At 73.8% G+C, this 22,345-nt stretch carries 18 protein-coding genes and 1 pseudogene; 12 read left to right on the top strand and 7 right to left on the bottom strand.

Going from position 1 to position 22,345, the window contains the following annotated elements; genetic code table 11:
• The first annotated feature begins 57 nt into the window (after window positions 1–57).
• Window positions 58–1,002, top strand: coding sequence for a class I SAM-dependent methyltransferase (locus ACIGEZ_RS17875; protein WP_399831980.1), 945 nt, complete (start codon window positions 58–60; stop codon window positions 1,000–1,002).
• Between the two features lie 26 nt (window positions 1,003–1,028).
• Here the strand turns inward: ACIGEZ_RS17875 and ACIGEZ_RS17880 are convergent, their stop codons facing one another.
• The 6 genes from ACIGEZ_RS17880 to ACIGEZ_RS17905 form a co-directional block, all read right to left on the bottom strand.
• Window positions 1,029–1,823 (bottom strand): aldo/keto reductase, encoded by a 795-nt coding sequence (locus ACIGEZ_RS17880; protein WP_399832153.1) that lies wholly within the window; start codon window positions 1,821–1,823, stop codon window positions 1,029–1,031.
• Between the two features lie 91 nt (window positions 1,824–1,914).
• Window positions 1,915–2,742, bottom strand: a complete 828-nt coding sequence (locus tag ACIGEZ_RS17885; RefSeq protein ID WP_399831982.1) for an ABC transporter ATP-binding protein — start codon at window positions 2,740–2,742, stop codon at window positions 1,915–1,917.
• Window positions 2,739–5,585 (bottom strand): ATP-binding cassette domain-containing protein, encoded by a 2,847-nt coding sequence (locus ACIGEZ_RS17890; RefSeq protein ID WP_399831984.1) that lies wholly within the window; start codon window positions 5,583–5,585, stop codon window positions 2,739–2,741. Before ACIGEZ_RS17890 ends, ACIGEZ_RS17885 begins: the two co-directional genes overlap by 4 nt.
• 13 nt (window positions 5,586–5,598) lie before the next feature.
• Window positions 5,599–6,867, bottom strand: coding sequence for an ABC transporter substrate-binding protein (locus ACIGEZ_RS17895; protein WP_399831986.1), 1,269 nt, complete (start codon window positions 6,865–6,867; stop codon window positions 5,599–5,601).
• A 137-nt stretch (window positions 6,868–7,004) separates the two neighbouring features.
• Window positions 7,005–8,834: an AMP-dependent synthetase/ligase gene (locus tag ACIGEZ_RS17900; RefSeq protein WP_399831987.1), complete on the bottom strand. Its 1,830-nt coding sequence runs from the start codon at window positions 8,832–8,834 to the stop codon at window positions 7,005–7,007.
• 334 nt (window positions 8,835–9,168) lie between these two features.
• On the bottom strand, window positions 9,169–10,050 hold the full coding sequence (locus ACIGEZ_RS17905) for a LysR substrate-binding domain-containing protein (RefSeq protein WP_399832155.1): 882 nt from the start codon (window positions 10,048–10,050) through the stop codon (window positions 9,169–9,171).
• Between the two features lie 97 nt (window positions 10,051–10,147).
• Between ACIGEZ_RS17905 and ACIGEZ_RS17910 the strand changes: the two are divergent.
• From ACIGEZ_RS17910 to ACIGEZ_RS17920, 3 genes and pseudogenes are all read left to right on the top strand, one after another.
• Window positions 10,148–11,179: pseudogene (locus tag ACIGEZ_RS17910) on the top strand (bile acid:sodium symporter family protein); the annotation flags it as partial.
• Window positions 11,180–11,441: 262 nt separating this feature from the next.
• Window positions 11,442–11,963 carry an isochorismatase family protein gene (locus ACIGEZ_RS17915; protein ID WP_399831989.1) on the top strand — a complete coding sequence of 174 codons (522 nt, stop codon included), beginning with the start codon at window positions 11,442–11,444 and terminating at the stop codon, window positions 11,961–11,963.
• Window positions 11,960–12,355 carry a (2Fe-2S) ferredoxin domain-containing protein gene (locus tag ACIGEZ_RS17920; RefSeq protein WP_399831991.1) on the top strand — a complete coding sequence of 132 codons (396 nt, stop codon included), beginning with the start codon at window positions 11,960–11,962 and terminating at the stop codon, window positions 12,353–12,355. The genes ACIGEZ_RS17915 and ACIGEZ_RS17920 overlap by 4 nt, the downstream gene beginning before the upstream one ends.
• Before the next feature lie 17 nt (window positions 12,356–12,372).
• On the opposite strand, the gene fdhD is transcribed toward ACIGEZ_RS17920, so the two are convergent.
• Window positions 12,373–13,212 carry a formate dehydrogenase accessory sulfurtransferase FdhD gene (gene fdhD, locus ACIGEZ_RS17925; protein ID WP_399831993.1) on the bottom strand — a complete coding sequence of 280 codons (840 nt, stop codon included), beginning with the start codon at window positions 13,210–13,212 and terminating at the stop codon, window positions 12,373–12,375.
• A gap of 185 nt (window positions 13,213–13,397) precedes the next feature.
• Here fdhD and ACIGEZ_RS17930 point away from each other — a divergent pair, with 185 nt between their 5' ends.
• The 8 genes from ACIGEZ_RS17930 to ACIGEZ_RS17965 all read left to right on the top strand — a co-directional run bounded on the left by ACIGEZ_RS17930 (window position 13,398) and on the right by ACIGEZ_RS17965 (window position 22,345).
• Entirely contained in the window at window positions 13,398–14,342 is a 945-nt protein-coding gene (locus ACIGEZ_RS17930) for a beta-ketoacyl-ACP synthase III (RefSeq protein WP_399831995.1), read from the top strand.
• Between the two features lie 180 nt (window positions 14,343–14,522).
• Entirely contained in the window at window positions 14,523–15,077 is a 555-nt protein-coding gene (locus ACIGEZ_RS17935) for a hypothetical protein (protein WP_399831996.1), read from the top strand.
• A gap of 162 nt (window positions 15,078–15,239) precedes the next feature.
• Window positions 15,240–15,887 carry a class F sortase gene (locus tag ACIGEZ_RS17940; protein WP_399831998.1) on the top strand — a complete coding sequence of 216 codons (648 nt, stop codon included), beginning with the start codon at window positions 15,240–15,242 and terminating at the stop codon, window positions 15,885–15,887.
• Between the two features lie 152 nt (window positions 15,888–16,039).
• A complete protein-coding gene (locus ACIGEZ_RS17945) occupies window positions 16,040–17,221 on the top strand; it encodes an ROK family protein (RefSeq protein WP_399832000.1) in 1,182 nt (393 codons plus the stop codon).
• Window positions 17,222–17,437: 216 nt separating this feature from the next.
• Window positions 17,438–18,961 (top strand): sugar ABC transporter ATP-binding protein, encoded by a 1,524-nt coding sequence (locus tag ACIGEZ_RS17950; RefSeq protein ID WP_399832002.1) that lies wholly within the window; start codon window positions 17,438–17,440, stop codon window positions 18,959–18,961.
• The gene (locus ACIGEZ_RS17955; protein WP_399832004.1) at window positions 18,958–19,950 is read left to right on the top strand and encodes an ABC transporter permease; all 993 of its coding nucleotides are present in this window, start codon (window positions 18,958–18,960) and stop codon (window positions 19,948–19,950) included. Before ACIGEZ_RS17950 ends, ACIGEZ_RS17955 begins: the two co-directional genes overlap by 4 nt.
• Before the next feature lie 83 nt (window positions 19,951–20,033).
• Window positions 20,034–21,083: a substrate-binding domain-containing protein gene (locus tag ACIGEZ_RS17960; RefSeq protein ID WP_399832006.1), complete on the top strand. Its 1,050-nt coding sequence runs from the start codon at window positions 20,034–20,036 to the stop codon at window positions 21,081–21,083.
• Between the two features lie 50 nt (window positions 21,084–21,133).
• Window positions 21,134–22,345, top strand: a complete 1,212-nt coding sequence (locus ACIGEZ_RS17965) for a Gfo/Idh/MocA family protein (protein WP_399832007.1) — start codon at window positions 21,134–21,136, stop codon at window positions 22,343–22,345.

Here is a 22,345-nt window from a genome sequence, read left to right on the forward strand (position 1 = left end):
TTGCCGGAACGGCAAATCTTCTCGCGTTTCCCGGCTGCCGCGCCGCACGCTGTCCCCATGAGCGCACACGACCGCAACCAGCAGCACGGACACGGCCCGAAGGACGGCCACGGCCACGGTCCGAAGGACGGCCACGGCCACGGGCACCACCATGACGGCACCCACCTCGACTGGGCCGAGCTCGCCCCGCTCCTGACCCGCCAGGCGGAGACCCAGAGCCCCCTCTACGCGGAGGCCGCCGCCTGGCTCGCCTCCCTGGCGCCCGCCGGGCAGGTCCGCCGGATCCTGGACGTCGGCAGCGGCCCCGGCGTCGTCACCGCCCTGCTCGCCGAGGCGTTCCCCGGGGCCGAGGTCGTCGCCGTCGACGCGACCCCCGAACTCCTCGCCCTGGCCCGCGAGCGCGCCGAGGCCCGCGGACTCGGCGACCGGGTCGGCACCCTGCGCGCCGAACTCCCAGCGGACTTCGGCAGGTTGGGCAACGCCGATCTGATCTGGGCCAGCAACTCCCTGCACCACATCGGCGACCAGCGCGCCGCGCTCGCCGCCTTCGCCGGCGTGCTCAACCCGGGCGGTCTGATCGCCCTCGCCGAGGGCGGCCTCCCAGCCCGCCACCTGCCGTGGAACGCCGGCATCGGACGGCCCGGCCTGGAGGCCCGGATCGACGCGGCCAACGCCGACTGGTTCGGCGAGATGCGGGCCGGCCTGCCCGACTCCAAGGAGGAGGTCGACGACTGGCCCGAGCTGCTCACCGGCGCCGGGCTCACCCCGAGCGGCACCCGCAGCTTCCTGTCCGACATCCCGGCACCCGTGCCGCCCGCCGTGCGCGAACAGCTCGTCGCGCACTACGGGCGGCTGCGCGAAGGCCTGGCCGAACGCCTCGCGGACGACGACCGCGCCGCCGTCGACCGGCTCCTCGACCCTGCCGACCCGCTCTCCCTGCACCGCCGCCCGGACCTGTACCTGCTCACCGCCCGTACCGTGCACACGGCACGCAAGGCCTGATCGGGAAGCCGTCGGGCAGGACGCCGTCAGGCGCCGACGTGGAACTCGGCCGGGTCCGGGCCCAGCCTGCGGCCCTCGTCGAGCACGGCGATCGCGGCCAGGTCCTCGGCGTCGAGCTCGAAGTCGAAGACGTCGATGTTCTCCCGGATACGGGAGGGGGTCACCGACTTCGGGATGACCACGTTGCCGGTCTGGAGGTGCCAGCGCAGCACCACCTGGGCCGGGGTGCGGCCGTGCTTCTGCGCGATCGCCACGATCGCCGGCACGTCCAGGAGGCCGCGGCCCTGGCCCAGCGGCGACCAGGCCTCGGTCACGATGCCGTGCCGGGCGTGCGCTTCGCGGGAGGCGGTCTGCTGGAGCTGCGGGTGGAGCTCGATCTGGTTGACGGCGGGGACGGTGGCGGTCTCGCCGATCAGCCGCTCCAGGTGCTCGGGCAGGAAGTTCGACACGCCGATCGCCCTGGTCCGCCCGTCGGCCAGGATCTTCTCGAAGGCGCGGTACGTGTCGACGTACGCGTCCTTCGCGGGGACCGGCCAGTGGATCAGGTACAGGTCGACGTGGTCCAGGCCCAGCTTGGCGAGGGAGGCGTCGAAGGCGCGCAGGGTCGCGTCGTAGCCCTGCTCGCTGTTCCACAGCTTGGTGGTGACGAAGAGCTCCTCGCGGGGGATCCCCGAGGCGGCGACGGCCTTGCCGGTGCCGGTCTCGTTCGCGTAGATAGCGGCGGTGTCGATCGAGCGGTAGCCGGCCTCCAGGGCCGTGGCGACGGCCCGCTCGGCCTCGTCGTCCGGCACCTGCCAGACGCCGAAGCCGAGCTGCGGCATCCGCACGCCGTTGTTGAGGGTGAGGAAGGGGACCTTGCTGTCCGTGCTCACGAGGGGTCGATCCTTACGTCGTCGGGTACTACTCCCCAGCTCAACGATCACGGGGCCGGTCGAATTCCGCCGCGGCGCGATCCTCGGCGCGATCCTTGGCGGGATCCGTTCCGGGATCCGTTCCGGACGGGATCGCCGATGTCCCCCGCGTCCCCAGGTACGCGGCCCGCACCCGCGGATCGGCGCGGACCTGCGCGGCCGGTCCCTCGGCGAGCACCCGGCCCAGGTCGAGTACGACGACCCGCGCGCACAGCTCCATCACGAAGGACACGTGATGCTCGACCAGCAGCACCGCGCACCCCTCCTCCTCGGCCAGGTGCCGCACCACGGCGGCCAGCCGGTCCCGCTCCTCGGCCGACATGCCGGAGGCCGGCTCGTCGAGCAGGAGCAGCCGTGGCGGATCGGCCATCGCCCGGGCCAGCTCGGCCATCCGGGCCTGCCCGACGGGCAGCGCGCCCGCGTAGGTCCCCGCCAGCGCGTCGAGCCCGCAGGAGCGCAGCACGTCCGCGGCCCGCGCCCGGCGCGCCGCGACCGGGCCACGGCGCCAGTCCTGGGCGGCGACCAGATTGTCCTCCAGCGTCAACTGGCCGAAGAGCTGCTGGCGTTGGAAGGTGCGGCGCACCCCGTGCCGGGCCCGCCAGACGGGGGAGCGGCGGGTGATGTCCGTACCGTCCAGGAGGATCCGGCCGCGGTCCGGGCGGCGGATGCCGGACAGCACGTCGAAGAGGGTCGTCTTCCCGGCGCCGTTGGGGCCGATGAGCCCGCAGATCTCGCCGGGCCGTACGGCGACGGTCACGTCCTCGAGGGCGCGTACCCCGCCGAAGCGGACCCCGACACCGGCCGCCCGGAGCAGCTCCCCGCCCGTCACGAGCGCACCCCCATTCCCAGGTAGGCGTCGGCGAGCCGGTCGGCGTCGGCCTCCGCGCGCGGACCGCACCACACGATCCGGCCCTCGGCGAGATACGCGACGGTGTCCGCGATCCCGAGGGCCTCGGCGGCCTTCTCCTCGACCAGGAGCAGCGCGCTGCCGCGCGCCCTGAGCTCGCCCAGGAGGGCGAACACCTCGTCCGTCACGCGCGGTGCGAGCCCGAGGGACGGCTCGTCGGCGATCAGGACCGCCGGCGGGCGCTGGAGCAGCGGGGCGAGGGCCAGCAGCTGCTGCTCACCGCCGGAGAGCGAGCCCGCCGGCACGGTACGGCGGGCGGCGAGTGCCGGGAAGCGTGCGTACACGGCCTCCCGGTCCTCGGCGGCCGTCAGCTGGAGCGCCAGGTTCTCCTCGATGGACAGTCCCGCGAAGATGCCCCGCCCCTCGGGGGCGAGCCGCACCCCGCGCCGGGCCCGCGCCACCGCCGAGTCCCCGCGGGCCTGCGCCCCCTCGACCCGTACCGCCCCGGCCCTGGCCGCGAGCAGTCCGCCCGCGACCCGGCAGAGGGTGGACTTCCCGGCGCCGTTGGCTCCGAGGACGGCCACGATCTCCCCCGCCCTCACGGCGAGATCGACCCGGTGCAGGACGTCCGCGCCACCGCCGTACCCGGCGCGTACCCCGGTGAGCTCCAGGGCCACGGGGCGCGGCGCCGCGACGGCGGCCGCGAGGGGCTGCGCGTCCGGACGCACGTCCGCCCGGGCGGACGCCCTGGCGTTCCCCCGAGCGCCCACCGGCTCGCCCACCGGTCCGTCCGCCGCTCCGTCCGCCGGTCTGTCCACCGGACCGTCCGCCGGTCCGCTGGGCGGCCCGTCCACTCGCCCGTCCACTGGCCAGTCCCCCCGCCCGTCCGCCCGCGCGGACGCCTTCGCGCGCCGGGCCGCCCAGCGTGCCGGGACGGCCGCCACGTAGCCGTCCGGGTCGTTGGCGAGGGCCAGGCCCGCGAGGCCGAAGAGCACGACCGGAAGGTACGCGGAGTCGGTGACGTACGTGGCGAGCAGATGCGGGGCCACCGCGAAGACGAGGCCCGCGAGCACCGCGTACTGCGGCCTCCGCACGCCCGCGGCGACCACCACCGCCAGCCACACCAGGCCCGTCATCGCCGGGAAGTCCGTCGCCGTGACACGTGTGTTGTACGAGGCGTAGAGCACGCCCCCGAAGCCGGCGATCCCCGCGGACACCGTGAACACCAGGAGCTTCGTGCGGACCACCGAGATCCCCGAGGCGGCCGCCGCCGCGGGTGCCGAGCGGACCGCGAGCATCGCACGGCCACGGCGGGACCCCCGCAGCCACGTCAGGGCCGCCACGCCCACCGCGCACAGCAGCACCAGCGTGACGCCCATCGCCCGGTCGTCGGTCAGGTCGAGCGGACCGAGCACCGGCCGCGGGATCGCCCAGCCGGTGTCGCCGTTGCGCAGCCACCCGAACTGGAACAGCACCTGGTCGGCGAGGAAGGCCAGCGCCAGGGTCGCCAGGGCGAGCGAGCGGCCGCCGAGCCGCAGCGCCGGCAGGGCCACGACCGCCCCGAGCAGCGCCGCCACCGCGGTCCCCGCGAGCGCCGCGGCGGCGAACGGCCAGCCGTCGCTCATCAGGAGACCGGCCACCAGCGCCGCGCTCGTCACGAACGTCGCCTGCGCGAGCGACACCATCGCCCCGAGCCCGGTCACCACGGAGAAGGACAGGAACACGAGCCCGACGGCCAGGCCCTGGGCGAGGATGCCGCTCCAGAACGGGGTGGTCACGGTGGAGAAGGCGACGCACAACAGCGCCCCCGCCACCGCCCACGGACCCCAGCGCCGGCCCGCGCCCACCCCGGCGAGCCGGTCGTCGGGCGGCGGGTCGGATGCCGCCGTGCCCGCGACCCGCTCCCGGCGGGCGAGCAGCACGAGCCCGGCGAACAGGATGAGGAACGGCACCGCCGTCCGGAAGCCCGTGAGGCCCTCGGCGAACGTCGCGTACCCCGCCACCAGGTTCTGCACCACCCCGAGCCCGAGGCCGCCCGCGAAGGCCAGCGGCACGGACGCGAACCGGCCGAGGACCGCCGCCGTCGCCGAGACGAAGAGAAAGAGGGTGTAGTCGTGCGCGGAAAGTCCGAGCAGCGGCGTCGCGAGCACCCCGGCGAGGCCGGCGAGCCCGGACGACAGCATCCAGGCGACGGCGGAGAGCCGGTCGGCGTCGACGCCCCGCAGCTCGACCAGGGAGCGGTTGTCGACGGCTGCCCGCAGCTTCAGCCCGAGCCGGGTGTGCCGCAACAGCACCCACAGGCCGGCCGCGACCGCCGCCGTGACCACCCAGGTGATCAGCTGGTCGGAGTCGACGCCGACGCTGTCGATCCCGACGCCCTCGAGCGGCTGCCACGACACGGCGGGGCTCGGCCCGACCCCGGGCAGCCCGAACTGGTTCTCGGCGGGCCTCACCGGTGCCCCGGCCCGCTCCAGGAGCTCCACGGCCCACAGGCCTGCCGCGGGCAGCGCGACGAGCAGGCCGATGGTCGCCGTGATCTGCGCGGTCTCGCCGACCCGGGCCAGCTTGCGGAACATGAGCCGGTCCAGGGCCCAGCCGAGCCCCGGCGCGACGACCAGGACGAGCAGCAGGGCCGTGGGGACGGCCGGCCAGCCGACGCCGGAGTGGAGTTCGTAGAACGCGAGCGCGCACAGGTACGCGGTCGCGCCGTGCGCGAAGTTGAAAAGGCCGGAAGCGGCGGAGGAGAGCACGAGCCCGGTCGCGAGCAGCGCGTACAGCGCGCCCGAGACCAGACCGCTCAGCACGAAGCCCAGCAGGTCACCCACGGAGGCGCGCCCCTTACCCGAACGGGATGGGCGGGTAGCAGCGGAACGGCACGGCCACCTCGTACCGCCCGTCCGTCAGCCGGACGAGCGCGCCGCAGCCGAAGCTCTCCTTCTGGCCCTTGGGTTCGGCCCGGTCGCCGACGAGCGTGCCCGTGTCGGAGAAGCCGGCGGCGGCCTTCTGGAAGGACTCGACGGTGAGCTCCTTGCCCGCCTTGGCGGCGATGGCGAGGAAGAGGTCGGCCGACATGTAGCCGGTGAGCATGTGCATGTTCAGCGGGATCTCCTTGCCGCCCGCCGCCTTGCGGATGTCCGCTTTGAACCGGCGCATCGCCGGGCTGTCGGACTCGAAGGGCTGGAACTGCAGCAGCACGACGACGCCGTCGAGGGCCTGCCGGGTGGCGTCCTTGGCGAGCAGCCCGGGGTCGTAGTCGGTCGGGTCGGAGAGCACGCCCTGGTACCCGGCCCGCTTGAGGGCGGTGAACAGGCCGATGTTGTACGGGGTCTGCATCACCGACACGACCGCGTCGGGGGCCTTGCCGCCGGGACCGGAGCGCAGGATCTCCTTCGTGTACGCGGACCAGTCGCTCGGCAGCGAGGTGGCGGGCACGGACGCCCTGGCGTAGGCGAGGTCGAAGCCGGCGGCCCTGAACCCCTGGGTGAAGGTACGGATGCCGAACCGGCCGGCGTCGCTGTCGCCCGCGATCAGCGCCACCGAGCGGCCCTTCGCGCCGCCGAGGATCGTGGCGAGGCCCTCGGGCCAGGTCTGGTTGAGGGTGCCGCCGGGGGTGGGGACGAGGCAGCCGTTGAAGCCGTAGATGTGCTTCGGGCCGCAGAAGGAGGGGAGGGTGCCCCAGCCGACGGTGGGCACGGCCTGGGAGTCGAGGAAGTCGGCGCCCGCGAAGGTCACGGAGCTCATGGGCGCGACGGCGAACACCTTCTCCTGCTGGACCAGTTCGCGGGCGGCGGCGAGGTTGCGGGAGGGGTCCTGACCGTCGTCCTCGGCGCCCAGGTACTCGATGCGGCGCCCGTTGATCCCGCCTTCGGCGTTGGCCCGGTCGTAGCGGGCCCGGGCGCCGAGGTCCGTGTCCTTCTTGGAGTAGCCGCTGGCGCTGGTCATGGAGACGATGCCGCCGACCTTGACCGTTTCCGCGGTCACTCCGCGTACCGTGCCGCGGGAGTCGCCCGGCTTGGCCGAAACGCCGCCGGTGGAGGCGGAGTTGCAGGCGGTGGCGAGGAGCAGGGCCGCCGCTGCCGCGGCGAGGGTGCGCAGTGCTCTGGACACGGTCGGTCATCCCTCCGTCGGGTGACCGCATTCTGTGAGGGACCTGACGAGCCGTCAATAACTGATGCAGTATCAATTGATGATGCGTCAGGAGGTGTCGGAAGGCTTGTGCGGGGGAGGGCCGGGGGTGCCGGCGGTCAGCCGTACAGCGCGTCGACCTCCGCTGCGTACGCCTTCTCGATCGACTTCCGCTTCAGCTTCAGGGAGGGCGTGAGCAGCCCGTGCTCCTCGCTGAACGGGTGTGCCAGGATCCGGAAGGTGCGGATCGACTCCGCCTGCGACACCGCCACGTTCGCCGCCACCACGGCCCGCCGGATCTCCGTCTCCAGGGTCGTGTCCCGCACCAGCTCGGCCGGCGGCAGCGGCGGCCGGTTCTGCATCGCCAGCCAGTGCTCCACCGCCTCCTGGTCCAGCGTCACCAGGGCGGCCACGAAAGGCCGGTCGTTGCCCACCACGATGCACTGGGCCACCAGCGGATGCGCCCGCACCCGCTCCTCCAGGCCCGCCGGGGCGACGCTCTTGCCGCCCGAGGTCACCAGGATCTCCTTCTTGCGCCCGGTGATCGTCAGATACCCGTCCTCGTCGAGCGACCCCAGGTCACCGGTGGCCAGCCAGCCGTCGTTCAGGACGGCACCGGTCGCCTGCGGATTGTTCAGATAGCCGGAGAAGACGTGGCCGCCGTGCAGCCACACCTCGCCGTCCTCCGCGATGTGCACCGTCGTGCCCGGCACCGGCTGGCCCACCGTGCCGTACTTGGTGCGCTCCGGCGGGTTCGCCGTGGCCGCCGCCGAGGACTCCGTCAGGCCGTACCCCTCGAAGACGGTGACCCCCGCGCCCTCGAAGAACAGGCCGAGCCTGCGGTCCATCCCCGAGCCGCCGGACATCGCGTGCCGCACCCGGCCGCCGAGCGCCTCGCGGACCCTCCCGTACACCGTCTTCTCGAAGAACTGGTGCTGCATCCGCAGCCCCGCCGAGGGGCCCGGGCCGAGGCCGAACGCCTTGTGCTCAAGGGCCTCCGCGTAGCGGACCGCCACGTCCACGGCCTTGTCGAACGGGCCCCGCCTGCCCTCGGACTCGGCTCTGCGCCGCGCCGCGTTGAAGATCTTCTCGAAGATGTACGGCACGGCGAGCACGAAGCTCGGCCGGAACGCCGCCAGATCCGGCAGCAGCTCGGCGGCGGCGAGCACCGGCTGGTGGCCCAGCTTCACCCCGCTGCGGATCGCCGCGACCTCCACCATCCGCCCGAAGACGTGCGCCAGGGGAAGGAAGAGCAGCGTGGAGGCCTCGTCGCCGGGCTTGGAGTGGAAGACCGGCTCCCAGCGGCCGATCAGCATGTCCGTCTCGAACATGAAGTTCGCGTGGGTGATCACACAGCCCTTGGGGCGGCCCGTGGTCCCCGAGGTGTAGATCACCGTCGCCACCGACTCGGGCGTCACCGCCCGCCGGTGCCGGTGCACCACCTCCTCGTCGATGTCCGCACCCGCCGCCGTCAGCTCGGCGACCGCGCCCTCGCCCGCGTCGAGCTGCCACAGCCGCTGGAGCCGGGGCAGCCGGTCGACCACCGAACCGATCGTCATCGCGTGGTCCTCGTGTTCGACCACGCACGCCGTGACCTCGGCGTCGTACAGCATCCAGAAGACCTGCTCCGCGGAGGAGGTCGGATACACCGGGACGGACTGCGCGCCGAGGGTCCACAGCGCGAAGTCGAACAGCGTCCACTCGTAGCGGGTCCGCGACATGATCGCGACCCGGTCGCCGAACCGCACGCCCTGGGCGATCAGCCCCTTGGCGAGGCCCAGGACCTCGTCGCGGAACCGGGCGGCCGTCACGTCCTGCCAGCGACCCCAGGCATCCTTGCGGCCGAGCGTGATCCGGTCAGGCTGCTGCTCGGCGTGGTCGAACACGGCGTCCGCCAGACCGCCGACCTGAGGCGCCGCCTCGACGGGCGGCACGGTGAACTCGCGCACTGACCTGCTCCTCGCCCGCTCGATGTCGCGATCCGTACGGCGCCGGTGACGGTACCCCACGGCGCTGCCGGGCGGGAGGGCCTTCACCAAGCCGCGACATTGGCCGTATCCACAGGTCAGCGGTGGGAGCCGGGCAAGTGAACGACTCGCCGGGCCCGTTGCCGGCCCGCCGGTGGGCCGCGCGGGCCCGAATCTCCACCGAATCTGTACGGAGCGATCACCGGGGGGCCGCGAGACGGCGCCGTGCGCCTCTCCGCGGTTGGCCGCCGCCGACTTCCGCGTGGCCGGATGCCGACGGTGTCAGCACGGCCGGCTCGGGCGGTCGCCGCCGCCGTCAGCGCGGCCGGTGCAGGCGGTCGCCGCCCGCCAGGATCGCCGCGGCCAGGGCGTCCGCCGCCTCCTGGGTCGAGCCGCGCCGCCGCCCCTTGCGGAGCACGAAGTCGACCGAGCCGAGCTCGGGGAGCCCCGCCCGGGCCGGGACCTCGACCAGGCCTGGCGGGACCAGGCCACGGGTGTGCGCCATCACGCCGAGCCCGGCCCGGGCCGCCGCGACGTTCGCGCTCAGGCTCGAACTCGTACAGGAGATCCGCCAGGGCCGCCCCTGCCCCTGGAGCGCCTCCAGGGCCCGGGCCCGGGTGATCCCCGGCGGCGGGAAGACGATCAGCGGCACCGGCCGCTCCGGATCCAGCCGCAGCCGCGGCGAACCGATCCACACCAGCGTGTCCTGCCAGACCAGCTCGCCCTCGCCCTCGCCCCCGCCGCCCGGCTCGCCGCGCCGCTTGGCCAGGATCAGATCGAGCCGCCCGGCCTCCAGACGGGCCTGGAGCGTCCCGGACAGCTCCACCGTGAGCTCCAGGTCCACCTCCGGATGCTCGCGCCGGAACGCCTCCAGGATCTCCGGCAGCCGGGTCGTCACGAAGTCCTCCGACGCCCCGAAGCGCAGCCGGCCGCGCAGCCGGGTCCCGGTGAAGTAGGCCGCCGCCCGTTCGTGCGCCTGAAGGATGGTGCGGGCGAAGCCGAGCATCGCCTCGCCGTCCTCGGTCAGCTCCACACCGTGCGTGTCCCGGACGAACAGGGGCCGGCCCGTCGCCTCCTCCAGTCGCCGCACGTGCTGGCTCACCGTCGACTGGCGCAGCCCGAGCCGCCGCGCGGCCTGGGTGAAGCTCAGGGTCTGCGCGACCGCCAGGAAGGTGCGCAGCAGGCTCGGCTCGTACACGGTCGCGCTCACACCCGGGACGTTATCGCGATTCGTGATGACAGTCAGTGCGCTGTACGGGATTCCCGATCGCCGATCCGTCGAGCAGGATGGACGCATGCACACGCGCACGCCCCGCAGGCCCCATCTGCCGTCCTGGCTGCCGGTCGACCCGTTCATCCTGGCGCTGCTCGCCACGGTCGGTCTGGCCGCGCTGCTCCCCGCCTCGGGGACGGGCGCGACGGTGGCGTCGGGCGCCTCGACGGCCGCCATCGCGCTGCTGTTCTTCCTCTACGGGGCGAGGCTCTCCACCCGCGAGGCGCTGGACGGAATCAAGCACTGGCGACTCCACGCCACCGTGCTCGCCTGCACCTTCGTGGCCTTCCCGCTGCTCGGCCTCGCGGCGAAGGCACTCGTGCCGACGCTGCTCGCCCCCGACCTCTACAGCGGCCTGCTCTTCCTCTGCCTGGTGCCGTCCACCATCCAGTCGTCGATCGCGTTCACCTCGATCGCCCGCGGCAACGTGCCCGCCGCGATCTGCGCGGGCTCCTTCTCCTCCCTCGCCGGGATCGTGCTCACCCCGCTGCTCACCGCGTTCCTCCTCGGCAACGGCGCGGGCGGCTTCTCGGCCGACTCGCTGATGAAGATCGTGCTCCAGCTCCTGGTGCCGTTCCTCGCCGGGCAGCTGACGCGCCGCTGGGTCGGCGGCTTCCTGACCCGCCACAAGAAGGTGCTCGGATACGTCGACCGGGGCTCGATCCTGCTCGTCGTCTACACGGCCTTCAGCGCCGGCATGACCCACGGCGTCTGGCACGTGGTGACCCCGGCGAGGCTCGGACTCCTCGTCCTCGTGGAGGCGGTGCTGCTCGCGGCGATGCTGACGCTGACCTGGTACGGCTCGAAGCGGCTCGGGTTCACGCGCGGGGACCGCGTCGCGATCCAGTTCGCCGGTTCGAAGAAGAGCCTGGCGGCCGGCCTGCCGATGGCCGGCGTGCTGTTCGGCGCTCACGCCTCGCTGGCCGTACTGCCGCTGATGCTCTTCCACCAGATGCAGCTGATGGTCTGCGCGGTGATCGCCAAGCGCAGGTCCCGGGACCCGGAGGCCGTCGAGCAGGCCGCCACAGAGCACGGCGCGACCGGGGCCGCCGCCGAGCAGGAGCAGACGCCCGGCGAATCCGCCGAGGAACACGAACGCGTCCCCGCGCCGGCCGCCTCCGCGCCGTCCGTCCCCGCGCCGGCCGCCTCCGCGCCGTCCGTCCCCGCGCCGGCCGCCTCCGCGCCGTCCGTCCCCGCGCCGGCCGCCTCCGCGCCGGCCGCCTCCGCGCCGGCCGCCCCCGCGCCCGCGGCGCCCGTTGGCGGGATCACATCCCCGGCCGCCCCGCGATGATCATCGGGACCGCTACGGTGCTCCCATGCCCGCACTCGATCCCGGCCGCACCGCGCTCGTCCTCGTCGACCTGATGGAACGCATCGTCGCGCTGCCCCTGGCCCCCCGCCCCGGCACCGACGTCCTCGCCGTGGCCGACCGGCTCGCCCGCACGTTCCGCGCCGCCGGCGCGCCCGTCGTCCACATCCGCGTCGAGCGGCCCGGCGTCGATGTCCAGCCGCCCGGCAGCGACCTCGTCGCCGAGCTCGTCCACGAGGGCGACGCCGTCGTCGTCAAGCGCACCATCGGCGGCTTCCAGGGCACCGGGCTCCAGGAGGTCCTGGCCGAGCACGGCACCGCCACCCTCGTCTTCGGCGGCATCGCCACCAACCTCGGCGTCGAGTCCACCGCCCGCGCCGCCCTCGACCTCGGCTACGACCTCGTCTTCGCCGAGGACGCCATGACCGCCCTCACCGCCGACGAGCACCACGCCTCCGTCCGGCTGGACTTCCCGCGCCTCGGCACCGTCGCCCCTGCCGACGCCATCACCCTGGACGGGTCCGAGTGACCCGGGTGCCGATACGTTACGGGGCCCGCCCCTGCTCCCTCGTCGTCTGCCGTGGCTGCTGCTGCGGCGACGCCGGCAAGAACCCGGGCCAGGACCACGACGGCCAGCTCACCCGCCTCCGCGAGGCCGCCGCGGCCTCCGGCGGCCGGCTGCTCGTCCGTACCAGCGACTGCCTCGGGCCCTGCGCCCAGGCCAACGTCGTCGTGGTCCAGCCCTCCACCGAGGGCCGGCGCCGGGGCGGCCGGGCCGCCTGGATCGGCTGGAGCGCCGACGACGACTGCCTCGACGACATCCTCGCCTGGACCGAGGCCGGCGGCCCCGGCATCGCCCCGCCCCCGGTGACCCTCGAACTCCAGATGATCGACCCACCCAGGAACCAGGGACGGACCTGACCGAGGCCGGCCCACACCTAGAGGGCCGGCTCCAGCGCGATGCGGTGCTCGCCCGCGTACACGTTCATGTCCTGACCGCGCAGGAAGCCGACCAGGGTCAGACCCGACTCCGCCGCCAGGTCCACGGCGAGCGAGGACGGCGCCGACACCGCGGCGAGCACCGGAACGCCCGCCATGACCGCCTTCTGCGCCAGCTCGAACGAGGCCCGCCCCGACACGAGCAGCACCGCCCGCCCCAGCGGCAACAGGCCCTCGCGCAGAGCCCGCCCCACCAGCTTGTCCACGGCGTTGTGCCGGCCCACGTCCTCCCGTACGTCGAGCAGCTCGCCGTCCTCGGAGAACAGTGCCGCGGCGTGCAGCCCCCCGGTCCGGTCGAAGACCCGCTGCGCCGCCCGCAGCCGGTCCGGCAGGGCGGCGAGGAACGCGGGCGTGAGCCGCAGCGGAGGAGCGTCGGCGATCGGGAAGCGCGCCGTGGTGCGCACCGCGTCCAGGCTGGCCTTGCCGCACAGGCCGCACGACGAGGTGGTGTAGACGTTTCGCTCCAGCGTGATGTCGGGAACCGGCACACCCGGCGCCAGCTGCACGTCCACCACGTTGTACGTGTTCGAGCCGTCGTCCTTCGCGCCCGCGCAGTACACGATGTTCCGCACGTCCGACGCGGCCGCGAGCACCCCCTCGCTGACCAGGAACCCGGCCGCGAGGGCGAAGTCGTCGCCCGGGGTGCGCATGGTGATCGCGATCGGCCGGCCGTTCAGCCGGATCTCCAGCGGTTCCTCCGCCACCAGGGTGTCCGGCCGCTCGTTCACCGCCCCGCCCCTGATGCGCACGACACGCCGTCGCTCGGTGACCCGTCCCATGAGGCTGCACTCGATTCTGTCCGCGCGGTAAGCCGTGAGTGGCCTGACCGGCCCATTGTCCTCTTGTCACGGTCGGACAGGCACTTCGGGTGAATGTTGGTGGTTTACGTCACCTGTTACCCATCAGTCGCTGGCGAGACTGGGTGGTCCTGCCGGACGAACCAACCACCAAGGGGGTCCCGGGCATGACGGGCACTCGAATCGCCGCGCTCGGGCACTACCAGCCCGCCAAGGTGCTCACCAACGACGACCTGGCCGCCCTGGTCGACACCAGCGACGACTGGATCACCAGCCGCGTCGGCATCCGCACCCGGCACATCGCCGGGCCGGAGGAGCCGGTCGACGAACTCGCCGCGCACGCCGCCGGCAAGGCCCTCGCGGCCGCCGGGCTCGCCCCCGGCGACATCGACCTGGTCCTGGTCGCCACCTCCACCGCGATCGACCGCTCGCCCAACACCGCCGCCCGCGTCGCCGCCCGGCTCGGCATGGGCTCGCCCGCCACCATGGACCTGAACGTGGTCTGCGCCGGCTTCACCCACGCGCTCGCCACCGCCGACCACGCCGTACGGGCCGGGGGCGCGCGCCGCGCCCTGGTGATCGGCGCCGACAAGATGACCGACGTCACCGACTGGACCGACCGCACCACCTGCGTCCTGGTCGGCGACGGCGCGGGCGCCGCCGTCGTCGAGGCGACCGACACCGACACTGGGGCCATCGGGCCCGTCCTGTGGGGCTCCGTACCCGAGATGGGCCACGCCGTGCGGATCGAGGGCACCCCGCCGCGCTTCGCGCAGGAGGGCCAGTCCGTCTACCGCTGGGCCACCCAGCAGCTGCCCGCGCTCGCCCGCCAGGCCTGCGAACGCTCCGGGACCCGCCCCGAGGAGCTGGCCGGCGTGGTGCTCCACCAGGCCAACCTGCGGATCGTCGAGCCGCTCGCCGCGAAGATCGGCGCGGTCAACGCGGTCGTCGCCCGCGACGTCGTCGACTCGGGCAACACCTCCGCCGCCTCCGTACCGCTCGCCCTGTCCAAGCTGGTCGAACGCGGCGAACTCCCCTCCGGCGCCCCGGTCCTGCTCTTCGGCTTCGGCGGAAACCTCTCCTACGCGGGACAGGTCGTCCGCATCCCGTAGGGCCGTCGGGCACGGTGTGCTCCCCGTCCGTACGGCCTCCCGCGCACGGCGTGCGCCCGTTCGGCGGAGCCCGGTGGCGGGGTGCCGGGGGCACGCCTAGCTTCGAACGCGGCGAGGGTCTTCACCGGCCCGCCCGCGGAAACCCTCCGCGTCCGCCCACGCGTGATCTGGAGGATCGCCATGCGCGCGATACGCGCCGCTTCCGCAGCCCTGCTCGCCCCCCTCGCCACCGCCGCCGCGCTCGTCCTCGCCGCGCCCGCGGCCCTGGCGGACGACGGCGGCGCCCCGCCGGCCGGCACCGGACACGACATCACCTCGTTCGGCTTCTCCGTCACCCCCGCGACCGTCGCTCCCGGGGACACCGTCACCCTCAAGGCCGACGGCTGCGAGGTGCCCTCCGTGACCGTCGAGTCCGGCGTCTTCGACACCGTCACCCTCACCGAGGGCCGCCAGGGCACCGCCACCGTCGACTTCGAGGCCAAGGCCGGCGCCCAGTACGAGGTCACCTTCGACTGCAAGGGCGAACGCGGCACCACCCCGATCACCATCGCCGGCGGCGGCTCCACGGACCGTTCCGGCACCGGCGCCCACAAGGGCGTCAAGGCGGGTTTCGGCCCCGGCGGCGGCTCCGACTCGATCGGCACCACCGAGGTCGTCACCGGCGCGGTGCTCATCGTGGGCGCGCTCGGCGCCGCCGTCGTCCTGATGCGCCGCCGCGACAAAACCGGGTCCTGACGACCCGGACCCGGGCCTGAGACGGCCCCTCCGTCCCGGAGTGACGAGGTCCGGGACGGAGGGGCGCCACGGCGAGCGCCGCCCTTCACGAGGAGCACCAGAAGCACCAGAAGCACCAGAAGCACCAGGAGCACCAGAAGCACCAGAAGAGCGAGGGAAGACGTGCACGGCTGGACCGACCCGGGCCGCCGGCGCGGCGCCTGGGGCGTCGTCGCCGTCGTCCTCCTCGTAGGAGTCCATCTGGTGCGCGGCGGTACGGAGGAGTGGCGTTCCGGCGGACCGCCGCAGCCCCTGGCCGCCGCGGCGCCCGGCGCCGCCCGTACCGCGGCCGTCGTGGCCGCCCCGGGTCCGCTGCCCGCCTCGCCGCCCGTACGCGTCCGGGTGCCCGCCGTCCGCATCGACGCGCCGGTGGCGCGGGTGGGCCTGGACGCCGAAGGCTGGATCGAGGCCCCGTCCCCGTACGACCGCAACCTCGCCGGCTGGTTCGGCGGCGCCGTGACGCCCGGTCAGAGCGGCACCGCCGTCGTCGTCGGCCATGTCGACACCCCCGAGGGCCGCGGCGTCTTCTACGACCTCGGGGCGCTCGCCAGGGGCCGCAGCGTCGAGATCGCCCGCACCGACGGCCGCACCGCCGTCTTCACCGTGTACGGCATCGAGGTCGTCCCCAAGGACGCCTTCCCCGCCGACCGCGTCTACGGCGCCACCGGCACCCCGGAACTGCGCCTGATCACCTGCGGCGGCCGCTACGCGCCGGACGGCGGGTACGAGGGGAACGTGGTCGTCTCGGCCCGGCTGACCGCGGTGCGCTGAGCCGCCACACCGCGCTTTGTCCTCACTCGGGAAAAAGTGGGTGCCGATTCCTGCGCAACTTCTTCCCACCCCGGGACACCGCTGCTACGTTCCCCTCGAAAGCCCGACGCAGAGCGCGGCGAAGACCGACAGGGGAGGGGCGCGTGAGACGCATGACGGCACGACCCGCCAACGCCCACCAGGCGCGACTCCTCCGGCTGCTGCGCGACGGAGGCCCCAACTCCCGTGCGCAGCTGGGCGATCAGGTCGACCTCTCGCGCTCCAAGCTCGCCGTCGAGGTCGACCGGCTGCTCGACACCGGCCTCGTCGTCGCGGACGGCCTCGCCGCCTCGCGCGGCGGACGCCGCTCCCACAACATCCGGCTCGCGCCCGAACTCCGCTTCCTCGGCATCGACATCGGCGCCACCTCCATCGATGTCGCCGTCACCAACGCCGAGTTGGAGGTGCTCGGGCACCTCAACCACCCGATGGACGTCCGCGAGGGCCCCGTCGCGATCTTCGAGCAGGTCCTGGCGATGGCGGCGAAGCTGCGCGCCTCCGGGCTCGCCGAGGGCTTCGACGGTGCCGGGATCGGCGTCCCCGGCCCCGTCCGCTTCCCCGAGGGCGTGCCCGTCGCCCCGCCGATCATGCCGGGCTGGGACGGCTTCCCCGTACGGGAGGCGCTCAGCCAGGAGCTCGGCTGCCCGGTCATGGTCGACAACGACGTGAACCTCATGGCCATGGGGGAGCAGCACGCGGGCGTCGCCCGATCCGTGGGCGACTTCCTGTGCGTCAAGATCGGCACCGGCATCGGCTGCGGCATCGTCGTCGGCGGAACCGTCTACCGCGGTACGACGGGCAGCGCCGGCGACATCGGACACATCCAGGTCGACCCCGACGGCCACCCCTGCGCCTGCGGCAACAGGGGCTGCCTGGAAGCCCACTTCAGCGGTGCAGCCCTGGCCCGCGACGCCGGGGAAGCGGCGCGCGGCGGCAGGTCGGAGGAGCTCGCCGCGCGCCTCGACACGGCCGGCCGGCTCACCGCCGTCGACGTCGCCGCGGCCGCGGCCGCCGGAGACGCCGCCTCGCTCGCCCTCATCCGTGAGGGCGGCAACCGGGTCGGGCAGGTCATCGCCGGACTCGTCAGCTTCTTCAACCCCGGTCTGGTGGTGATCGGCGGCGGTGTCACCGGCCTCGGTCACCACCTCCTCGCCAGTATCCGCACCCAGGTCTACCGGCAGTCCCTGCCGCTGGCCACCGGCAACCTCCCCATCGTCCTGGGCGAGCTGGGCCACGCCGCCGGCGTCATCGGCGCGGCCCGCCTCATCAGCGACCACGTCTTCTCACCGGCGTAACCCCCCGCCGTCCGCCGCCTGCCGTCTGTCGTCCGTCACCCGCCGCGCGCTACCCGCCGCGCGCTACCCGCCGCGCGCTACCCGCCGCGCGCTACCCGCCGCGCGCTACCCGCCGCGCGCTACCCGCCGCGCGCCGCGCCGCCGGGCCCCGCCGTCGCCTGGTGGCCCGGCCGGCTCAACCAGCACCCACTCGCACCCGCCGAGGGGAACTCCGTCATGGCCCCAGAACCGCCCCCACCCCTGCTCACCATGTCCGAAATCACCAAGTCCTTCCCCGGCGTCCGCGCCCTCGACGGCGTGGACCTGGAGGTCCGCTCCGGTGAAGTCCACTGCCTCCTCGGCCAGAACGGCGCCGGAAAGTCCACCCTCATCAAGGTCCTCGCCGGCGCCCACCAGCCCGACGCAGGCCACATCACCTGGCGCGGCGACCCCGTCCGCCTCCGCTCGCCGAGCGCCGCCGTGCGACTCGGCATCGCCACCATCTACCAGGAGCTCGACCTCGTCGAAGGGCTCTCCGTCGCCGAGAACGTCCACCTCGGCCACGAGCCCACCACAGCCGGCTTCGTCGTCCGCACCCGCACCGCACGCTCCGCCACCGCCGCCCTGCTCGCCCGCCTCGGCCACCCCGAGGTCGACCCCGCCCGGCTCGTCGGCGAACTCTCCGCCGCCCAGCGGCAGATCGTCTCCATGGCCAGGGCGCTCTCCCACGACGTCCGGCTCATCGTCATGGACGAGCCGTCCGCCGCGCTCGACCCCGACGAGGTCGACAACCTCTTCCGCATCGTCGAAGGACTCACCGCCGACGGAGTCGCCGTCGTCTACATCTCCCACCGCCTGGAGGAGATCCGCAGGATCGGCGACCGGGTCACCGTCCTCAAGGACGGCCGGGCCGTAGCCGGCGGGCTTCCCGCCGCCGCCACACCCACCAGCGAGATCGTCGCCCTGATGACCGGCCGGGACGTCCCGTACGTGTTCCCCGACCGCCCCGCGGAGCCGCCGCGCACCGAACCCGTCCTCAAGGCCCAGGGCCTGTCCCGCAAGGGCGAGTTCGCGCCGATCGACCTGGAGCTGCGGCCCGGTGAGATCGTCGGCCTCGCCGGGCTGGTCGGCTCCGGACGCTCCGAGATCCTGGAGACGATCTACGGCGCCCGCCGCCCCACCACCGGACAGGTCCTCGTCGACGGCCGCCCGCTGCCCCCCGGCAGCGTCCGGGCCGCCGTCCGCGCCGGGCTCGGCCTCGCCCCCGAAGAGCGCAAGGCCCAGGGCCTGCTGATGCTGGAGTCGGTCACCCGTAACGTGTCCGTCTCCTCCCTCGGCCGATTCGCGCGCGGCGGCTGGATCGACCGCGGCGCCGAACGCGCCGCGGCCCGCACCGCCACCCGCGAGCTCTCCCTGCGCCCCGACCGGCCCGAGGCCCTGATCCGCACCCTGTCGGGCGGCAACCAGCAGAAGGCCGTCCTCGCCCGCTGGCTGCTGCGCGGCTGCCGGGTGCTGCTCCTGGACGAGCCCACGCGCGGCGTGGACGTCGGCGCCCGCGCCGAGCTGTACGCCGTGATCCGCCGGCTCGCCGACGAGGGGCTCGCGGTGCTCCTCGTCTCCAGCGAGGTCCCCGAGGTGCTCGGCCTCGCCGACCGCGTCCTGGTCCTGCGCGAGGGCCGGGTCGTGCACACCGCACCCGCCCGTGACCTCGACGAACACCGCGTACTCGACCTCGTGATGGAAGGGAGCCCAGCGGCATGACGCTGTCCACCGCCAAGTCCCCCGTACAGGAGGGCCGCCGGCGCCCGCTCGGCTTCGCGCCCGACGTCCGCAACCTGTCCCTGCTCGGCGTGCTCGCCGCGCTGGTCGCGGTCGGCGGCCTGACCCGCCCCGCCGAGTTCCTGGCCACCTCCAACCTCCAGCTCGTCCTCACCCAGGCCTCCGTCATCGGCGTCGTCACCGTCGGCATGACCTTCGTCATCACCAGCGGCGGCATCGACCTCTCCGTCGGCGCGATCGTCGCCCTCGCCTCGGTCTGGGCCACCACCGTCGCCACCCAGGAGTACGGCTTCGCGGGCATCCTCTTCACCGCGCTCGTCGTCGGCCTGGCCTGCGGCCTCGTCAACGGGCTGCTCGTCGCGCACGGCGGGATGGTGCCGTTCATCGCGACGCTGGCCATGCTCGCCTCGGCCCGCGGCCTCGCCCTGCAGATCACCGACGGCCGCACCCAGATCGTCACCGTCGAGTCCGTGCTCGACCTCGGCGTCCCCGACGCGTACGTCCTCGGGATCCCGCCGCTGGTCCTCGTCTTCGCCGCCGTCACCGCCGCCGGCTGGCTGATCCTCAACCGGACCACGTTCGGCCGCCGCACCGTCGCCGTCGGCGGCAACGCGGAGGCCGCCCGCCTCGCCGGCATCGACGTCCGCCGCCAGCGGCTCTACCTCTATCTGCTCTCCGGGCTGTGCTGCGGCATCGCCGCCTTCCTGCTGATCGTCCTGTCCGGCTCGGGACAGAACACCAACGGCAACCTGTACGAGCTCGACGCCATCGCCGCCGCCATCATCGGCGGCACCCTCCTCAGCGGCGGCCGCGGCACGATCGTCGGCTCCGTCCTCGGCGTCCTCGTCTTCACCACGATCACCAACATCTTCGCCCTCAACAACCTGCAGAGCGACGTCCAGCAGATCGCCAAGGGCGCGATCATCGTCGCCGCCGTCCTGGTCCAGCGCCGCACCGCCCGCGACGCCTGACCCGGCGCCGTACCCCTCCCGCCGACTCGCCGTATCCCTCCGTCCGACTCGCCGCATCCCTCCCCCCGAAGGGTCGATCCGTCATGCCCGAATTCAGCGCCGCAGCCAGTCGCAGATCCCTCCTCTTCGGCGGAGCCGCCGTCTCCGCCGGTGCCCTGCTCACCGCCTGCACCAGCAACGAGCCGAAGAACCAGGCGCCCGCGGCGAGTAACGTGCCCGCCGCCGACGACAAGCCAGGCACCCCCGTCACCATCGGCTTCGCCGGCCCCCAGGCCGACCACGGCTGGCTCAACGCCATCAACCAGAACGCCAAGGACCGCGCCGGGAAGTACGCCGACGTCACCCTGGAGATCACCGAGGGCTCCAACGACACCGCCACCCAGATCGGCCAGATCCAGACCCTCATCAACAAGAAGGTCGACGTCGTCGTCATCCTCCCCGCCGACGGCAAGGCCCTCACCCAGGTCGGCCTGCAGGCCATGAAGGCCGGCATCCCGGTCATCAACCTGGACCGGATCTTCGCCTCCCCGCAGGCCTACCGCTGCTGGATCGGCGGCGACAACTACGGCATGGGCCTCAACGCCGGCCGCTACATCGGCGAACAGCTGAAGGACAAGCCGGGCGCCAAGGTCATCGAACTCGCCGGCATGGACAGCCTCGAGCTCACCAAGCAGCGCACCCAGGGCTTCGACGACGCGCTCAGGAACTACCCCAACATCACCAAGGTGGCCCGCCAGGCCGCCGACTTCACCGTCGAGTCAGGCCAGGCCAGGATGGCCCAACTCCTCCAGGCCCAGCCGAAGTTCGACGCCCTGTGGAACCACGACGACGACCAGGGCGTGGGCGCCCTGCGGGCCATCGCCCAGGCCGGCCGCAAGGACTTCCTGATGGTCGGCGGCGCCGGCGCCAAGTCCGCGATGGACGCCATCAAGGCCGACACCGGCGTGCTCAAGGCGACCGTGCTCTACCCGCCGACCATGGCCGCCTCCGCCATCGACCTGGCCCGCGCGCTCGGCCAGAAGAAGGGCGTCGGCGGCATGTCCGAGCTGGAGATCCCCGCCTCGATCACCCTCTACTCGGCCGTCGTCACCAAGGACAACGTCGACGAATACCTGCCCACCGGCTTCAACTGACCTCGCCGGGACCAGGCAGCTCGCCCCGCACCACGAAACGGAGGAACCGTATGGAACTCACCGAGAGCGGGTCCGCACCCCCGGCGCTCGGCGTCGGGATGGTCGGCTACGCGTTCATGGGCGCCGCGCACTCACAGGGCTGGCGCACCGCGGGTCGCGTCTTCGACCTCCCGCTGCGGCCGGTGCTCGCCGCCGTCGCCGGCCGTGACGCCGCCGCCGTACGGGCCGCCGCCGACCGGCACGGCTGGGCGGCGGCGGAGACCGACTGGCGCGCCCTCGTCGCCCGCGACGACGTCCAGCTCGTCGACGTGTGCACGCCGGGCGACAGCCATGCGGAGATCGCCGTCGCCGCCCTGGAGGCCGGCAAGCACGTCCTGTGCGAGAAGCCGCTCGCCAACTCGGTCGCCGAGGCGGAGCTGATGGCCGCCGCCGCCGAGGCCGCCGCCGCCCGCGGGCAGGTCGCCATGGTCGGTTTCAACTACCGCCGGGTGCCCGCCCTTTCGTACGCCCGGCGGCTCGTCACCGAGGGCCGGCTCGGTGAGCTGCGGCACGTACGCGTCACGTACCTCCAGGACTGGCTGGTCGACCCCGCCTTCCCGCTGACCTGGCGGCTCGAGCGCGAGCACGCCGGGTCCGGGGCGCTCGGGGACCTCGGGGCGCACGCCGTGGACCTCGCCCAGTTCCTCGCCGGGGAGCCGCTCGTCGGGGTGTCGGCGCTGACCGAGACCTTCGTACGGGAGCGGCCGCTGCTCGCGGGAGTCGCCGCCGGGCTGTCCGCGAGCGCCGGACCGGCGGCGTACGGGCCGGTGACGGTCGACGACGCGGCCCTGTTCACGGGGCGGCTGGCCTCGGGGGCGCTGGCCTCCTTCGAGGCGACCCGGATGGCCGCGGGCCGCAAGAACGCGCTCCGTCTGGAGATCAACGGGGAGAGGGGCTCGCTCGCCTTCGACCTGGAGCGGCTCAACGAGCTGTCCTTCCACGACCACACCGAGCCGGCCGCCTCGGCCGGGTTCCGCCGCATCCTCGTGACCGAGCCCGACCACCCGTACCTGGAGGGCTGGTGGCCGCCGGGGCACGCGCTCGGCTACGAGCACACCTTCGCCCACCAGGCCCGCGACCTGGTCCTCGCGATCGCCTCGAAGACCGTGCCGGCGCCGTCCTTCTCCGACGGGCTGCAGGTCCAGCGGGTGCTGGCCGCGGTGGAGGAGAGCGCGCGGAACAACGCCGTCTACACCCCCGTACCGCAGACTCCGCCGAACTAG

It is taken from the genome of Streptomyces sp. NPDC085481, from assembly GCF_044541845.1.
In the GTDB taxonomy this organism is placed as follows: Bacteria; Actinomycetota; Actinomycetes; order Streptomycetales; family Streptomycetaceae; genus Streptomyces.

What these genes read in the sequence shown, in the direction of transcription:
- ACIGEZ_RS17875 (WP_399831980.1), top strand. Translation starts at nt 58, where the DNA reads ATGAGCGCACACGACCGCAACCAGCAGCACGGACACGGCCCGAAGGAC.
- ACIGEZ_RS17880 (WP_399832153.1), bottom strand. Translation starts at nt 1,823, where the DNA reads ATGCCGCAGCTCGGCTTCGGCGTCTGGCAGGTGCCGGACGACGAGGCC.
- ACIGEZ_RS17915 (WP_399831989.1), top strand. Translation starts at nt 11,442, where the DNA reads ATGCCCGCACTCGATCCCGGCCGCACCGCGCTCGTCCTCGTCGACCTG.
- fdhD (WP_399831993.1), bottom strand. Translation starts at nt 13,212, where the DNA reads ATGGGACGGGTCACCGAGCGACGGCGTGTCGTGCGCATCAGGGGCGGG.
- ACIGEZ_RS17930 (WP_399831995.1), top strand. Translation starts at nt 13,398, where the DNA reads ATGACGGGCACTCGAATCGCCGCGCTCGGGCACTACCAGCCCGCCAAG.
- ACIGEZ_RS17935 (WP_399831996.1), top strand. Translation starts at nt 14,523, where the DNA reads ATGCGCGCGATACGCGCCGCTTCCGCAGCCCTGCTCGCCCCCCTCGCC.
- ACIGEZ_RS17945 (WP_399832000.1), top strand. Translation starts at nt 16,040, where the DNA reads ATGACGGCACGACCCGCCAACGCCCACCAGGCGCGACTCCTCCGGCTG.
- ACIGEZ_RS17950 (WP_399832002.1), top strand. Translation starts at nt 17,438, where the DNA reads ATGGCCCCAGAACCGCCCCCACCCCTGCTCACCATGTCCGAAATCACC.
- ACIGEZ_RS17955 (WP_399832004.1), top strand. Translation starts at nt 18,958, where the DNA reads ATGACGCTGTCCACCGCCAAGTCCCCCGTACAGGAGGGCCGCCGGCGC.
- ACIGEZ_RS17960 (WP_399832006.1), top strand. Translation starts at nt 20,034, where the DNA reads ATGCCCGAATTCAGCGCCGCAGCCAGTCGCAGATCCCTCCTCTTCGGC.
- ACIGEZ_RS17965 (WP_399832007.1), top strand. Translation starts at nt 21,134, where the DNA reads ATGGAACTCACCGAGAGCGGGTCCGCACCCCCGGCGCTCGGCGTCGGG.